This is a genomic window from Alphaproteobacteria bacterium, assembly GCA_024244705.1.
GTDB lineage: Bacteria > Pseudomonadota > Alphaproteobacteria > JAAEOK01 > JAAEOK01 > JAAEOK01.
Genome location: JAAEOK010000042.1, coordinates 155,678 through 169,794 on the forward strand (window position 1 = coordinate 155,678; position 14,117 = coordinate 169,794).

The 14,117-nt window shown below is 62.0% G+C and carries 12 protein-coding genes; 7 read left to right on the forward strand and 5 right to left on the reverse strand.

Translation table 11 applies throughout. The features are described from left to right. Positions 1 to 2 precede the first annotated feature (2 nt). Together GY791_06905 and GY791_06910 are read left to right on the forward strand one after the other, a co-directional pair. Positions 3 to 3,164, forward strand: coding sequence for an error-prone DNA polymerase (locus tag GY791_06905; GenBank protein MCP4328148.1), 3,162 nt, complete (start codon positions 3 to 5; stop codon positions 3,162 to 3,164). A gap of 58 nt (positions 3,165 to 3,222) precedes the next feature. Next, positions 3,223 to 3,690, forward strand: coding sequence for a hypothetical protein (locus GY791_06910; protein MCP4328149.1), 468 nt, complete (start codon positions 3,223 to 3,225; stop codon positions 3,688 to 3,690). Here the strand turns inward: GY791_06910 and GY791_06915 are convergent. Beyond that, positions 3,687 to 5,087 (reverse strand): alpha/beta fold hydrolase, encoded by a 1,401-nt coding sequence (locus GY791_06915; GenBank protein MCP4328150.1) that lies wholly within the window; start codon positions 5,085 to 5,087, stop codon positions 3,687 to 3,689. The genes GY791_06910 and GY791_06915 overlap by 4 nt on opposite strands. Between GY791_06915 and GY791_06920 the strand changes: the two genes are divergently transcribed. The 5 genes from GY791_06920 to GY791_06940 all read left to right on the forward strand — a co-directional run bounded on the left by GY791_06920 (position 4,995) and on the right by GY791_06940 (position 8,695). Then, complete coding sequence (locus GY791_06920; GenBank protein MCP4328151.1) at positions 4,995 to 5,594, forward strand: NUDIX domain-containing protein; 600 nt, start codon at positions 4,995 to 4,997, stop codon at positions 5,592 to 5,594. The two genes, GY791_06915 and GY791_06920, sit on opposite strands and share 93 nt — an antisense overlap. Positions 5,595 to 5,654: 60 nt before the next feature. Further along, entirely contained in the window at positions 5,655 to 6,659 is a 1,005-nt protein-coding gene (locus tag GY791_06925; GenBank protein MCP4328152.1) for a cysteine synthase A, read from the forward strand. 21 nt (positions 6,660 to 6,680) lie between these two features. After that, the gene (gene sseA, locus GY791_06930; GenBank protein ID MCP4328153.1) at positions 6,681 to 7,541 is read left to right on the forward strand and encodes a 3-mercaptopyruvate sulfurtransferase; all 861 of its coding nucleotides are present in this window, start codon (positions 6,681 to 6,683) and stop codon (positions 7,539 to 7,541) included. A gap of 98 nt (positions 7,542 to 7,639) precedes the next feature. After that, the gene (locus tag GY791_06935; protein MCP4328154.1) at positions 7,640 to 8,107 is read left to right on the forward strand and encodes a GNAT family acetyltransferase; all 468 of its coding nucleotides are present in this window, start codon (positions 7,640 to 7,642) and stop codon (positions 8,105 to 8,107) included. Between the two features lie 9 nt (positions 8,108 to 8,116). Beyond that, positions 8,117 to 8,695 (forward strand): GNAT family N-acetyltransferase, encoded by a 579-nt coding sequence (locus tag GY791_06940; GenBank protein MCP4328155.1) that lies wholly within the window; start codon positions 8,117 to 8,119, stop codon positions 8,693 to 8,695. Positions 8,696 to 8,817: 122 nt separating this feature from the next. Here the strand turns inward: GY791_06940 and GY791_06945 are convergent, their stop codons facing one another. The 4 genes from GY791_06945 to GY791_06960 all read right to left on the reverse strand — a co-directional run bounded on the left by GY791_06945 (position 8,818) and on the right by GY791_06960 (position 13,976). Further along, complete coding sequence (locus GY791_06945; GenBank protein MCP4328156.1) at positions 8,818 to 9,603, reverse strand: amino acid ABC transporter ATP-binding protein; 786 nt, start codon at positions 9,601 to 9,603, stop codon at positions 8,818 to 8,820. A 10-nt stretch (positions 9,604 to 9,613) separates the two neighbouring features. After that, positions 9,614 to 10,822, reverse strand: a complete 1,209-nt coding sequence (locus GY791_06950) for an amino acid ABC transporter permease (protein MCP4328157.1) — start codon at positions 10,820 to 10,822, stop codon at positions 9,614 to 9,616. 820 nt (positions 10,823 to 11,642) lie between these two features. Continuing rightward, on the reverse strand, positions 11,643 to 12,851 hold the full coding sequence (locus GY791_06955) for an amino acid ABC transporter permease (protein ID MCP4328158.1): 1,209 nt from the start codon (positions 12,849 to 12,851) through the stop codon (positions 11,643 to 11,645). 102 nt (positions 12,852 to 12,953) lie between these two features. Then, the gene (locus tag GY791_06960) at positions 12,954 to 13,976 is read right to left on the reverse strand and encodes a transporter substrate-binding domain-containing protein (GenBank protein ID MCP4328159.1); all 1,023 of its coding nucleotides are present in this window, start codon (positions 13,974 to 13,976) and stop codon (positions 12,954 to 12,956) included. Between the last annotated feature and the right edge of the window lie 141 nt (positions 13,977 to 14,117).

The window sequence follows — 14,117 nt, forward strand, 5'->3', positions numbered from 1 at the left end:
GCATGACCGCCTATGCCGAACTTCAGGTCACCAGCAATTTCAGCTTCCTGCGCGGCGCCTCCCACCCCCAGGAACTGGTCGCCGCGGCACGGACCAATGGTCTTCACGCCATTGCCCTGACCGACCGCAACAGCCTGGCCGGAATCGTCCGCGCCCATGCCGCCGCCAATGAGGTCGGCATGCGGCTAATCGTTGGCACCCGCCTCGACCTGCAAGATGCTCCCAGCCTGCTCTGCTTTCCCACCGACCGCGCCGCCTATGGCCGTCTTACGCGGCTCCTCACCCTGGGCCGGCGGCGCGCACCGAAGGGCGATTGTCACCTCACCCTGGCTGACCTCGCCGATCATCGTGATGGTCAGGTTCTGATCCTCGTCCCGCCCCAAGATCAAGATATAGAATTAACTGAAATCAAAGCAGTAAAAGATAAAATTAACTCAAAACTTTATTTGAGCGCGAGTGCTCCCTACGGCCCCCGTGACCATGCGCGCATAGCCCGCCTGGCCGACCTTGCCGTTGCTGCCGACACGCCGCTGGTGGCGACCAACGATGTCCATGCCCACAGCCGGGCGCGGCGGCTATTGCAGGACGTGCTGACCTGCATCCGTGAAGGCTGCACCATCGCGCAGGCCGGCTATCGCCTGCACGCCAATGGCGAGCGCCATATCAAACCGGCGGCGGAAATGACGCGGCTGTTCGGCGACCATCCCGAGGCGATCGCCCGCACGATCGAAATCGCCGACCGCTGCCGCTTTTCGCTCGACGAGCTGCGCTATGAATATCCCGTCGATCCGGCCCCGGAGGACGGCTCCCCGCAGGCCGCGCTGGAGCGGCTGACATGGGCCGGTGCCCGCGCCCGCTTCGGCGCCGAGGTGCCGGCCAAGGTCCGGACCATGATCGAGCACGAATTGACGCTCATCGGCGAGCTCGACTACGCGCCCTACTTCCTCACCGTTCACGACATCGTCCGCTTCGCCCGCGACAACGGCATCCTCTGCCAGGGACGGGGCTCGGCGGCCAACTCCGCCATCTGCTACTGCCTCGGCATCACCGCCGTCGATCCCAGCCGTCTCGACCTTCTGTTCGAGCGCTTCGTCAGCGCCGAGCGCAACGAGCCGCCCGACATCGACGTCGATTTCGAGCACGAGCGGCGCGAGGAGGTGATCCAGTACATCTATGGCAAATACGGCCGCGACCGTGCCGGACTGGCGGCGACCGTCATCTCCTACCGCGCGAAAAGCGCGATCCGCGAGGTCGGCAAGGTTATGGGCCTGTCCCAGGATACGGTGGGCGCTCTGTCGAAGTCGGTCTGGGGCTGGAGCAAGGAAGGCATCGACGACGACTATGTCCGCGAGATCGGCCTCGATCCCGGCGAACGCAACCTGCATCTGGCGCTAGGCTTGGCCCGCGAGCTGATCGGTTTCCCCCGTCACCTGTCGCAGCATGTCGGCGGTTTCGTCATCACCAAGGAGCCGCTCGATGAAATGGTCCCGATCGAAAACGCGGCGATGGAGGACCGCACCGTCATCCAATGGGACAAAGACGATCTCGACGCCGCCGGCATGCTAAAAATCGACGTTCTCGGGCTCGGTATGCTGACCTGCATACGCAAGGCCTTCGACCTGATCGAACGCCATTACGACAAGCGCTATAGCTTGGCCACCGTCCCGGCTGAGGATCCGGCGGTCTACGACATGCTGTGCAAAGCCGACTCGATCGGTGTCTTCCAAGTCGAAAGCCGCGCCCAGATGACGATGCTGCCGCGGCTCAAGCCCCGCGCCTTCTATGACTTGGTGATCGAGGTTGCCATCGTTCGCCCGGGACCGATCCAGGGCGATATGGTCCACCCCTACCTACGCCGCCGCCATGGCGAAGAAAAGGTCGACTATCCCTCCGAAGAACTACGCCAGGTGTTGGGCAAGACCCTGGGCGTGCCGCTGTTTCAAGAACAGGCGATGCGCATCGCCATCGTCGGCGCCGGCTTCACCCCGGCCGAGGCCGACCGGCTGCGCCGTGCCATGGCGACTTTCAAGAAGACGGGACAGATCCATACCTTTCGTGAAAAGCTGGTCGCGGGCATGGTCGCCCGCAGCTACGACGAGGATTTCGCACACCGCTGCTTCAATCAGATCGAGGGCTTCGGCGAGTACGGCTTTCCCGAAAGCCATGCCGCCAGTTTCGCCCTCCTGGTCTATGTCTCGGCCTGGCTAAAATGCCACTACCCGGCGGTCTTCGCCTGCGCCCTGCTCAACAGCCAGCCGATGGGCTTCTACGCCCCGGCGCAGATCGTGCGCGACGCCCGCGACCACGGCGTCGAGGTGCGCCCGGCCGACGTCAATATCAGCACCTGGGATCATAGCCTGGAGCCGGCCCATGAAGGATCGATGGCGTTGCGCCTCGGCCTGCGCCAGGTCAAGGGTCTCAAGGAAACAGAGGTCGAGAAGCTGATCGCCGCCCGCGGCAACGGCTATCCCGACATTCGCACCCTGTGGCGGCGCGCCGGCGTGACGCCGCAATCGCTCGAGGCGCTGGCCCGCGCCGACGCTTTCGGCTCGATGGACCTCGCCCGCCGCGACGCCTGGTGGGAGATTCGCGCGCTCGGGCCGGCGCCCCTGCCCCTGTTCGCCGCCGCCCAGGAGGACGACCGCGGGGCCGATCAACCCGTCGCGCTGCCCGACATGCCGTTGGGCGAACAGGTGATGAACGACTACGCCGCCCTGCGCCTGACGCTCAAGGCGCACCCGATTGCCCTGTTGCGCCATGACCTGGCCCGCGAAGGAGTGATTCCGGCGGCACGGCTGATGCACCTTCAGAACGGCGACAAGGTCCGGGTCGCCGGCCTGGTTCTGGTGCGCCAGCGTCCGGGTAGCGCCAAGGGCGTCATCTTCGCCACGCTTGAGGACGAGACCGGGGTCGCCAATATCGTCGTTTGGCCACCCATCTTCGAACGTTTCCGCCGCCAAGTCATCGGCACCACGCTGATGCGGGTCACCGGCAAGATGCAGCGCGAAGGCATCGTCATCCATGTCGTCGCCGACCTGATCGAGGACCTGTCCGAGCGGCTGGTCCATCTGTCCGGCGACGAGGTCGTTCACCCCGGTCGCGATACGCGGCCGCCGCCGCTCCGCCGTGGCACCGTCCGCTTGCGATCGCGCGACTTCCATTAGCGCCAAACCGCAATCGGAATGCTAAGGTCGCCAACGTCACCAGCCGAAAGACCACGCCATGACATTGTCGATCGCCTTGGCCCTAGTCATCCATGTCCTGTCCGCGACGCTGTGGGTCGGCGGCATGTTCTTCGCCTATATCTGCCTGCGCCCCGCCGCCGGTGCGCTCGAACCTCCGCTACGGCTCGCCCTGTGGCGCGGCGTCTTCGACCTCTTCCTCCCCTGGGTCTGGGCAACCGTGCTGGCGCTGTTGGCCACCGGTTATTTCCTCGTTTATGGCTTCTATGGTGGGTTCGACCTGGCCGGGCTCCCGATCACCATCATGCATGCCGTCGCCTGGCTGATGACGATACTCTTCCTGGTGCTCTATTCCGGCCCCTACCGGTCGCTCGGCCGCGCCCTCGATGGCCAAGACGTTCCCGCCGCCGCCGAATCTCTAAACCAAATCCGCCGCATCATCTCGATCAACCTGCCGCTCGGCCTGATCAATATCGCGGTCGGCGCCAGTGGCCCGTTTTGGCGCTAGCCCGAAGCGACCCAGCGAGTATCGATCTTGATCTCCGATTTCAGCGTGCGATGAACCGGGCATTTATCGGCGATCTCCAACAGGCGTGACCGTTCCTCCGCACTCAGATTGCCGTCCACGGTAAGCTCCCGCTCGATATGATCGATTCGCCCCTCGCGGGTCTCGCAATCGGCGCAGTCGGCGGCGTGGATCTTGTCATGGCGCAGCGTGACGGTGACCTTATCAAGCGCCCATTTCTTGCGGTCCGCATACATCCGCAGTGTCATCGACGTGCACGCCCCAAGCGCGGCCAAGAGCAGATCGTAGGGCCCCGGTCCGGTATCGAGCCCGCCCACGCTGGCCGGTTCGTCGGCGCGGAGATAATGCGGCCCGGCGGCGATCTCATTGGCATAACCGCCCTCGCCGGTTTCGGCGACGATGACGGTGCCGGCCGGCGCGCCGAACGCCCTTTCCTCGACCGCGCCGACGTATCGCGTCGCCCACGCCGAGAGCACATCGGCGACGTAGGCGGCATCCGGCTTTCGCGTCAGCAGATGATCGGCGGCATCGAGCGAGACGAAGCTCTTCGGGTGCTTGGCGGCGGCGAATATTTCACCCGCATTGTCGATCCCGACGAGCTCGTCGCGCGGCGCGTGAAAGATCAGCAATGGCCGGCGCAAATCGGCGATCCGTTTTCGCTGGTCATGCATCTTGATGTCATCAAGGAACTGCTTCTTGATGCGGAACGGCCGGCCCGCCATGGATACCTCGGCCTCACCCTCGCGCTCGATTTCGTCGCGCTTGCCTTCGAACAGATGGGCGACATGTTCCGGGTCCACGGGTGCGCCGATCGTCGCCACCGCGCGGCATTCGGGAACCCGGCCGGCCGCGGCCAATATCGCCGCCCCGCCCAACGAATGTCCAATCAGCAGGGCCGGCGCCTCGTGATGGGCGCGCAGATAGTCGGCGGCGGCAACCAGATCGTCGACGTTGGACGTGAAATTGGTATTGCCGAATTCGCCCTCGCTATGGCCGAGACCGGTGAAATCGAAACGGAGCACCGCGAATCCGTTCGCTGCCAGGGTGCCGGCGATGCGCGATGCGGCGGCAATATCCTTGCCGCAGGTGAAGCAATGGGCGAACAGGGCCGTTGCCCGCGCCCGGCCGGCCGGACGATCCAGGCGCGCGGCCAGGCGTTCGCCCTGGGCGCCATCGAATTCGAGTTTGTCCGAACGGGTCGGCACTTCACGTCCTCCCTGAAAATTGCCGTGGCGGGGCGGCGGCGCCTTCGCTAGGTTGGCCGTCGCCAAATCCAGGGGAACAGAATGACCGAGGACCGCGTCGAAGTCATCGCCAAGGAAACAGTCTTCGACGGCTATTTTCGTATCGACCGCTATCGCCTTCGTCACACGCTGCATGAGGGCGGATGGAGCAAACCATTGGTGCGCGAGGTCTTCGAACGCGGGCACGCAGTCGCGGTCTTGCCCTACGATCCGGTCCTCGACCGTGTCGTTCTGATCGAACAGTTCCGCGTCGGCGCCTACGCCGCTGGCGATCCGGGATGGATTCTCGAAATCGTCGCAGGAATCATCGAGACCGGAGAGGATCCGGCCGATGTGGCGCGTCGAGAAACCCACGAGGAAACCGGCCTTGATGCTCTCGACCTGATGCCCATCGCCGAATTCTACGTCAGCCCCGGCGGGACGACACAGTTCAATCGGCTCTTCTGCGCGCGCGTCGATGCGACGGCCGCCGGCGGTATTCATGGCCTCGACCACGAAGGCGAGGACATCCGCGTGATCCCGATACCGGTGAGCGAATTACCGAAGATTATCTCGTCGACCGGCATTCGGGATGCGTCGACGTTGATCGCCTTGCAATGGTTGTTTGCGAATCGGGAAACGCTGCGCCAGGCGGATGCTTGAACGTCCCCGGTTGTCGCCTTAGTTTAGCGCTCACCAACAGCCCCGCCGCAGGACCAATCGATGGACATTCGCGATAGCTTCACCGGCAGCATCGGCCAGACGCCCCTGATCCGCCTGAAACGCCCATCGGAACGAACCGGTTGCGAAATCCTCGGTAAGGCGGAGTTCCTTAACCCGGGCGGTTCCGTGAAGGACCGCGCCGCGCTGTTCATCGTAACCGACGCCGAAGATCGCGGGCTGTTGCGGCCGGGGGGCACCATTGTGGAAGGCACCGCGGGAAATACCGGCATCGGACTCGCGCTTGTCGCCAATGCCCGCGGCTACCGCACCGTCATCGTCATTCCCGAGACGCAAACCGATGAAAAGAAGGAAATGCTGCGTATCTGCGGGGCCGATTTGCGCGAGGTTCCGGCGGTGCCCTACAAGGACCCGAATAACTACGTCCACGTCTCCGGCCGCCTCGCCGAGGAATTGAACGCAAGCGAGGCCAATGGCGCCATCTGGGCCAATCAATTCGACAACGTGGCCAATCGGGACGGCCACATCCGCACCACCGGCCCGGAAATCTGGGAGCAGACCGACGGCACCGTGGACGGCTTTATTTGTGCCGTCGGCACCGGCGGTACGCTGGCCGGTGTGGCGACCCATCTCAAGGAACGCAACGCCGACATCGTTACCGCGGCGGCCGACCCGATGGGCGCGGCGATCTATTCGTGGATCAAGACCGGCGAGCTCAAATCGGAAGGCAGTTCGATCACCGAAGGCATCGGCCAAGGCCGCGTGACCAAGAACCTCGAGGGTGCGCCGCTCGACGATGCCTTCCAGATACCCGACGCCGAGGCGCTCGACGTGTTGTTCGACATCCACGCGCACGAAGGGTTCGTGCTCGGCACCTCGTCCGGGATCAATGTGGCCGGCGCCATCCGACTGGCCGAGCAGATGGGCCCGGGCCATACGATCGTCACCGTGCTCTGCGACTACGGGACCCGTTATGCCAGCAAATTGTACAATCCCGATTTTCTCCGCGAAAAGGGACTGCCGATCCCGCCATGGATGAATCGATGAAAATAGGTAGGGTCCGGTCTGATGCCATACAGTAATACGGAATCCCTGGTCTCAACCGACTGGCTGGCGCACCACCTTTCCGCCCCCGATGTCCGGGTCGTCGACGGGACGTGGTTCCTGCCGGCCATGGAACGGGATGCGCGCGCCGAATATGTCGAGGCGCATATTCCTGGCGCCGTGCTCTTCGACATCGATGAGATCGCCGACACCGACAGCGCGTTACCCCATATGCTGCCCGCGCCCGAGAAGTTCTCGGCGCGGGTGCGCAAGCTCGGTCTTGGCGATGGCAACCGAATCATCGTCTACGACGCCCTCGGCCTGTTCAGTGCAGCACGGGTATGGTGGATGTTTCGGGTTTTCGGCCATAACGACGTCGCGGTACTCGATGGTGGGTTACCCAAATGGCTGGCCGAAGGCCGACCGACCGAAAGTGGCGTGGTGACGCCGCAGGAACGCCATTTTACCGCGCGCCTCAATAATATGATGGTTCGCCACGTCGACCAGGTGCGGGTCAATATCGACCGCGACCGCGAGCAGTTGCTTGACGCTCGGTCGGCTGGCCGTTTCAACGGCAGCGAGCCGGAACCCCGTGCCGACCTCCGTAGCGGTCACATCCCGGGCAGTATCAATCTGCCCTATGGGGATCTTCTCGACGCGACGACCGGTACCGTCCTGTCCGCCGATGAATTGAAGGCACGATTCGCCGCCGCCGGCCTCGACCTCGGACGGCCTGTGGTCACATCCTGCGGGTCGGGCGTTACCGCGTGTATCTTGGTCCTCGGCATGCATCTCATTGGACACACGGACAACGCGGTCTATGACGGGTCGTGGACCGAGTGGGGCGGGCGTCCCGATACGCCCATCGATGCCGGTGCTTCCTAGCTTGCTGCTCCGCCTCGGATATCGGTGCTTGCCCGGGCCGCCCGAGCCTTGCATTCTAGCGCCCGCAACGGCATGTGACGGAAACGGTGACGGCCTTAATGTCCGCTAGTGGGGCACAAGCATCCCCAGTCGAACCTCGGCTGACCGTTCGCCCCTACGCCGCGACCGATTTCGGCGCCGTCGCCGACCTTTGGCAAAGATGCGGACTCGTCGTTTCGCACAATCCGCCGGCAACAGACATCGCCCTTTGCATGGATACGCCGTCGAGCGCGCTGTTCGTCGGCACGGTGGACGACGCCGTGTGCGCGTCGATCATGGCCGGATCGGATGGCCACCGTGGCTGGCTCTACTATCTCGCGGTGACGCCGGATTTTCGCGGCTTCGGATTTGGCCGGGCGATGGTCCGGCACGCCGAATCATGGTTGTCGGCCCGCGGTGTTCGAAAGGTTCACCTGATGATCCGGAAAACCAACCTCGATGTGCGGGATTTCTACCGGCACCTCGGCTACGGCGAAAATCCGTGCCCGGTCATGCAGCGCTGGCTGGTCGACCCGCACGCGGGCTAATATTGAACGATGGCATCTTCACCGAAAAAGCCGCGGATTCTCGATTTCGTCATCACCTATTTGGAAATGACGGGCCCGCCGAAACTTTCGGTCATCATGCCTTCGGGCCGGAAGCTCGCGCTGCTGCGCGCCGAGGAACCGACGGTTTCCTTCTATCGTTATCTTTACAACACGGTCGGCGAACCGTGGCTATGGTGGGAGCGACGTGCGCTCGCCGACGACGCGCTCCGCGCTATCATCGAAGATGACAAGATCGATGTGTATGTGCTTTACGCGAACGGCGTGCCGGCCGGCTTCGCGGAATTGGACCGCCGCCGCCTGCCCGAGATCGACCTTGCCTTCTTCGGCCTGATTCCGGAGTTCATCGGCCAGGGCCTTGGTCGGTACTTTCTCAATGTGATCATCGAGACGGCTTGGTCGCTCAAGCCGCGGCGCCTCACCGTCAACACCTGCAATTTTGACCACCCCAAGGCGATCCAGACCTATCAGCGCGCCGGTTTCGTGCCTTACGACCAGAAACATCGCGCGGTGAAAGACCCGCGGGATATCGGCCTCATTTCGGCTGACATTTCACACCCCAACGACTAAGCGACGGGCGGTTTTCGAAGATCGTTATCGGCGCGTTCGACGATCGCGGCGCGATCGATGCGGCGGCGATCAGATCGCGGTAGGGGCCGCGGTGTGCCGCGACCCAATGCCAGAAGCGATTTCTAGTGCGACAGGATCTGGCTGAGGAACAGCTTGGTGCGATCGTTTTGCGGGTTGTTAAAGAACTCTTCGGGCTCGTTCTCTTCGATAATCTGGCCCTCGTCCATGAAAATAACCCGGTTGGCGACCTTGCGCGCGAAGCCCATTTCGTGAGTCACGCACAGCATGGTCATGCCGCTTTCGGCGAGACCGACCATGACTTCGAGAACCTCGGCGATCATTTCCGGATCGAGCGCCGACGTCGGTTCGTCGAACAGCATGATGCGCGGATTCATGCACAATGAACGGGCGATCGCGACGCGCTGTTGCTGCCCACCGGACAATTGCCCCGGATATTTCTTCGCCTGCTCGGGAATCTTCACGCGCTCGAGGTATAGCATGGCGCTTTCTTCCGCTTCCGCCTTGGGGATCTTGCGCACCCAAAGCGGCGCCAGCGTCAGATTGTCGAGCACGGTAAGGTGGGGAAAGAGATTGAAGTGCTGGAAAACCATGCCGACTTCCCGGCGAATATGCTCGATATTCTTGAGATCGCCCGTGAGCTCGATACCGTCGACGAGGATCTGTCCCCGTTGGTGTTCCTCGAGGCGGTTGATGCAGCGGATCATGGTCGACTTACCCGACCCGGACGGGCCGCAAATTACGATGCGCTCACCGCGATTGACGAGAAGGTTGATGTCCTTGAGGACGTGAAAGTCGCCGTACCACTTATGGACTTGCCGCAGTTCGATTGCGACTTCGTCCAGGACTTGCATCTTGCTGGTATCAACCGCGGTTTCGATTTCTGCCATGGTCGCCTCCTTAGCGCTTATGGCCGGTATGGAGTTTACGTTCGATCGCCTGGCTGTATCTCGACATACTGAAACAGAAGATCCAGAAGCCAAGGCCGGCAAATACATAGCCTTCCGGCGCATATCCCAGCCAGTCCGGATTGGTTGCCGCCAACTGGACCATGCCGAGCAGATCGAACAGGCCAATGATCAGGACCAACGTGGTGTCCTTGAAAAGCCCAATGAAGGTGTTCACGATGCCGGGGATCACGAGCTTCAAGGCCTGAGGCAGGACGATCAGCGACATACTCTTCCAAAAGGTCAGGCCGAGCGCTTGGGCCGCCTCGTATTGGCCTTTCGGGATCGCCTGCAATCCGCCACGCACGACCTCCGCCATATATGCCGACGAAAACAGCGCGACGCCGATCAAAGCCCGGATCAGCTTGTCGAAATTCATGCCTTCGGGCAAGAACAGCGGGAACATGACCGAGGCCATGAACAGCACCGAGATTAGCGGAACGCCTCTCCAGAGCTCGATGAACGCCACGCATAGCGCGCGGACGATCGGCATCTTCGAGCGCCGGCCCAGGGCAAGCACGACACCAATCGGCAGCGAGGCGACGATACCAACGCCGGCAATCACCAGGGTCAGGAATAGCCCGCCCCACAGCGGCGTTTCAACAAAGGGCAGCACCGTCGCAATACCGCCAAGGATCGGGCGCGCATTGGAGTTCCAATCGAGACTGGTGAAATTGAGTGCATCCGGAGGTCCGGCAAAGACGAGGTAGGCGACCACCACATAGACCGGCATCAGCAGCAACGACAATTTGCCGAGGGCCCCCGCTTCGCTGGGTTCGTAGCCCCATGGCGCGATTGCGGCAAAGCAAAGCGCAGCCGGCGCGACCGCCATCACCCACGGCGGCGACGGGCCGGCGACCTCATTCCAAGTCAGCAGCGGTAGCGTGAATCCGATGAACGTAAGCACCGCCGCAATGATGGTAACCTGAAGGAACCGGTCATGAAGGCCCTCCCGCCACCCCGGTACGAGACGGCCCAGAAATACGGCGATTGCCGGCCCAACGGCCAAGACAATTGCGACGATCGCCGCCCAACCGGGCGCGCCGCCGAGCGTGCCGGTGGTCCAGGTCGCGGCCGCCGACAGACCCCACAACGAGACCAGGACCAGCGAAATAAGCGCCACCAAGCCGGATCGTTCTCGTAGGGTCTGCAGATGGGGCATTGCCGTCAGCACCGCGAGTGCTATGGCCGTGATGCCCATCAATCGTAGTGGCCAAGCGTTAACCGCGGCGCGGTCGAACCCGCTGAACAGATAATATGCGATGGCGGGATAGATGATCAGCAGGAAAGCGCCGATCCAGATCTTGCCCTTGACTCGCTCGATGAAGAGCGGGGCGGCGACAACGATCAGAATGAGGAAAGCCAAATTGATGCGCCACAATTGATCGTCGGGATAGCGGCCGTAGATGATCTGTTTGAACCACACGCCGATAAAGGTCCAACACGCGCCGTCGTAGCCCGCGGCCCACGAAGTGATAGGTTGAAGCGTGGCGATATCGGCTTTGGCCGCTTCGACGTTCCCGGCTTTGAGCGCTTCGGCGAGACCCGATTTTAGGGCGTTGAGGTCGCGACTTTCGAGGATCGAGGCGAGGCCGGACGGGACGGAAGCACCCTCCGCGCTGGTCGCCTTGATGAACTGCCCCAGAAACTGTCCGCTTTCGCGAATCGCCTTTTGCGATTTGGGGTCTTCCAGGTTGTTGAAGTCGATGCGGTCGAAGGCGCCCCCGAGGGAACCCGCGGTACGCCCCATATCGCAAACGTGCCGCGTGTCGCCACTGAAGACCGCCGAGACGAATGCCCAGTTCACGACCGGCGGAACGATAATATAGACCAGGTAAAGCCCGATCAGCGTCAGCGCGATATTCAGCGGGCTCGAGAACAGGTTCGAACGCATCCAGCCGACGATTCCGACGGTGGATTTCGGCGGCGGCAGGTCCGGGTGTTGCCCTACTTCATGGCTTTGCGACGTGGTGTCGGTCATCCTATCGCTCCACCAGCGCAATGCGCTTGTTGTACCAGTTCATGAACATCGAAATGACGAGGCTGATCGTCAGGTAGACCGCCATCGTCATGGCGATGACCTCGACCGCCTGCCCGGTCTGCATCAAGACCGTTCCGGCAAAGACCAGAACCAGATCGGGATAGGCAATGGCCGCGGCCAGCGATGAATTCTTGGTCAGATTCAGGTATTGGCTGGTCAGCGGCGGAATGATGACCCGGAGCGCCTGAGGGATGACGACCAGGCGAAGCGTCCAGCTATTCCGCAAGCCAAGCGAGCGCGCGGCCTCGGTTTGGCCATGGCTCACCGCCTGAATGCCGGCCCGAACGATCTCTGCGATGAACGATGCGGTATAGATCGACAAGGCCAGGACGAGCGACACGAGTTCCGGAATCAGGTTGAGCCCGCCCTTGAAGTTGAACCCCTTCAATTCGGGCGACTCGAAGGAAAGCGGAAAGCCCATGATGGCCGACACCGCGATCGGCAGCCCGATGATGAGTGCCAGCCCGGCCCAAATCGTCGGGAACTGCTGGCCGGTTGCCTCCTGCCGTTTGCGCGCCCACCTGGAGATGGCGATTGTCGCCGCAATGCCGACGAAAAAGGAAATCCATACGAGATCGAACCCGGCCTCCGGGATCGGCCTGGGAACGTAGACACCACGGTTGTTGAGGAAGAAATCGCCCATGACGGAAACACTGTCCCGGGGTTGCGGCAGCGCCCGCAAAACGGCGAAATACCAAAAGAAAATTTGCAGCAGAAGCGGAATATTGCGGAATATCTCGATATAGACCATCGCCATTCTTGAGATCAGCCAATTCGCCGACAGCCGCGCAACACCGATGATAAAGCCCAGAATAGTGGCGAAGATTATGCCAATGAACGAAACCAGGAGCGTGTTCAGGATCGATACGACGAAGGCCCACCCGTAGGTCATCTCCTCGTTCCAATCGACCAGCGACATGAGGATCCCGAAACCGGCCGTGGTCTCAAGAAATCCGAAGCCGGAGGATATGCCTCTGGCCGCCATATTCTCGATCGTATTATTGGTGATGTAGATCCCGAAACCGATAACCGCGGCCACGACCACGACCTGGAAGAAGATGCCGCGATAGACCGGGTCGTTCCATATCGGCGGCTTGGTCGGCGCCAGATCGATATTGCCGGCGGCAGTATTTTCGCTCTCGGCAGCCATATGGCTCCCCCCTGAGCTCTTTTAATTCGAAATCAAAATTCGCAAGTGGCGGGCTGGACCGGCACGCAACGTAACCGGTCCAGCCATCGCCCAATATTTCGCCTAGCGCATCGGCATCGAGTATTGGATGCCGCCGTCTTTCCACAAGGCGTTCAGACCGCGTTCGATCTGGAGCGCCGTGTCGGGGCCGACATTCATGTCGAAGCTTTCGCCATAGTTACCGACCTGCGCGATAATGTTGTACGCCCAGTCGGCGCTAAGGCCGAGATTTTCGCCAAGATCGCCTTCGGTACCGAGGAAGCGCTTCTTGCCGGGATCGGTCGTGGAACTGCGCTCGCTCTCGACATTCTTCGAGTTGAGGCCGAGTTCCTCGCCCTCGAGCATCGCATAGAGCGACCACTTCACGACGTCGCCCCACTTGTTGTCGCCATGACGGACGACCGGTCCAAGCGGCTCCTTCGAGATGACTTCCGGCAGAACCACGTGCTCATCCGGATTGGCCATCTTGATGCGCTGGGCATAGAGGCCGGATTGGTCGGTCGTGTAAACGTCGCAACGGCCGGCATCGTATGCCGCAACAACCTCGTCAGCCTTCTCGAAAACGACCGGGGTATATTCCATGTCGTTGGCACGGAAATAGTCGGCCAGGTTGAGTTCGGTCGTGGTGCCGATATTGACGCACACGGTCGCGCCGCCGAGCTCCTTCGCGCTCTGCACGCCAAGGTCTTTGCGGACCATGAAACCCTGCCCGTCGTAGTAGTTCACGCCGACAAAATCGAGGCCCAGCGCGCTGTCACGGACAAGCGTCCACGTCGTGTTGCGCGACAGCAAATCAACCTCGCCGGACTGCAGGGCGGTAAAGCGCTCCTTGGCCGACAACGGCGTGTACTTCACCTTGCCGGCATCGCCAAATAGAGCGGCCGCAACGGCACGGCACACATCGACGTCGATCCCGGTCCAATCGCCTTTTTCGTCCGGATTCGAAAAGCCGGGCAGTCCCTGGCTGACGCCGCATTGGACGAAGCCCTTCTTTTTCACGTCGTCGAGCGTATCGGCGAACGCTGCGGTGCCGAGCGCAAACACGCCGACCGCCGCACCAGCAGTAAGGAGTTTGAGATTTGTCATGTTTGATATCTCCCTGAGTTTAGTCAAAAGCCCGGGCCGCCGCGATGACCGCGTCATGCTTGTCCGTCCCGGTTAGCACGAAAAAGGACCATGCCGGTCCTATCCGAACACCAATTCCCTGTTTCATAGGCGCGAGTTGGG

Bases quoted from the DNA above. Each gene is read 5' to 3' on its own strand.
- GY791_06940 (MCP4328155.1), top strand. From the start codon at position 8,117: ATGGCATCTTCACCGAAAAAGCCGCGGATTCTCGATTTCGTCATCACC.
- GY791_06960 (MCP4328159.1), bottom strand. From the start codon at position 13,976: ATGACAAATCTCAAACTCCTTACTGCTGGTGCGGCGGTCGGCGTGTTT.
- GY791_06935 (MCP4328154.1), top strand. From the start codon at position 7,640: ATGTCCGCTAGTGGGGCACAAGCATCCCCAGTCGAACCTCGGCTGACC.
- GY791_06955 (MCP4328158.1), bottom strand. From the start codon at position 12,851: ATGGCTGCCGAGAGCGAAAATACTGCCGCCGGCAATATCGATCTGGCG.
- GY791_06925 (MCP4328152.1), top strand. From the start codon at position 5,655: ATGGACATTCGCGATAGCTTCACCGGCAGCATCGGCCAGACGCCCCTG.
- sseA (MCP4328153.1), top strand. From the start codon at position 6,681: ATGCCATACAGTAATACGGAATCCCTGGTCTCAACCGACTGGCTGGCG.
- GY791_06920 (MCP4328151.1), top strand. From the start codon at position 4,995: ATGACCGAGGACCGCGTCGAAGTCATCGCCAAGGAAACAGTCTTCGAC.
- GY791_06910 (MCP4328149.1), top strand. From the start codon at position 3,223: ATGACATTGTCGATCGCCTTGGCCCTAGTCATCCATGTCCTGTCCGCG.
- GY791_06905 (MCP4328148.1), top strand. From the start codon at position 3: ATGACCGCCTATGCCGAACTTCAGGTCACCAGCAATTTCAGCTTCCTG.
- GY791_06915 (MCP4328150.1), bottom strand. From the start codon at position 5,087: ATGCAGCGTGTGACGAAGGCGATAGCGGTCGATACGAAAATAGCCGTC.
- GY791_06950 (MCP4328157.1), bottom strand. From the start codon at position 10,822: ATGCCCCATCTGCAGACCCTACGAGAACGATCCGGCTTGGTGGCGCTT.
- GY791_06945 (MCP4328156.1), bottom strand. From the start codon at position 9,603: ATGGCAGAAATCGAAACCGCGGTTGATACCAGCAAGATGCAAGTCCTG.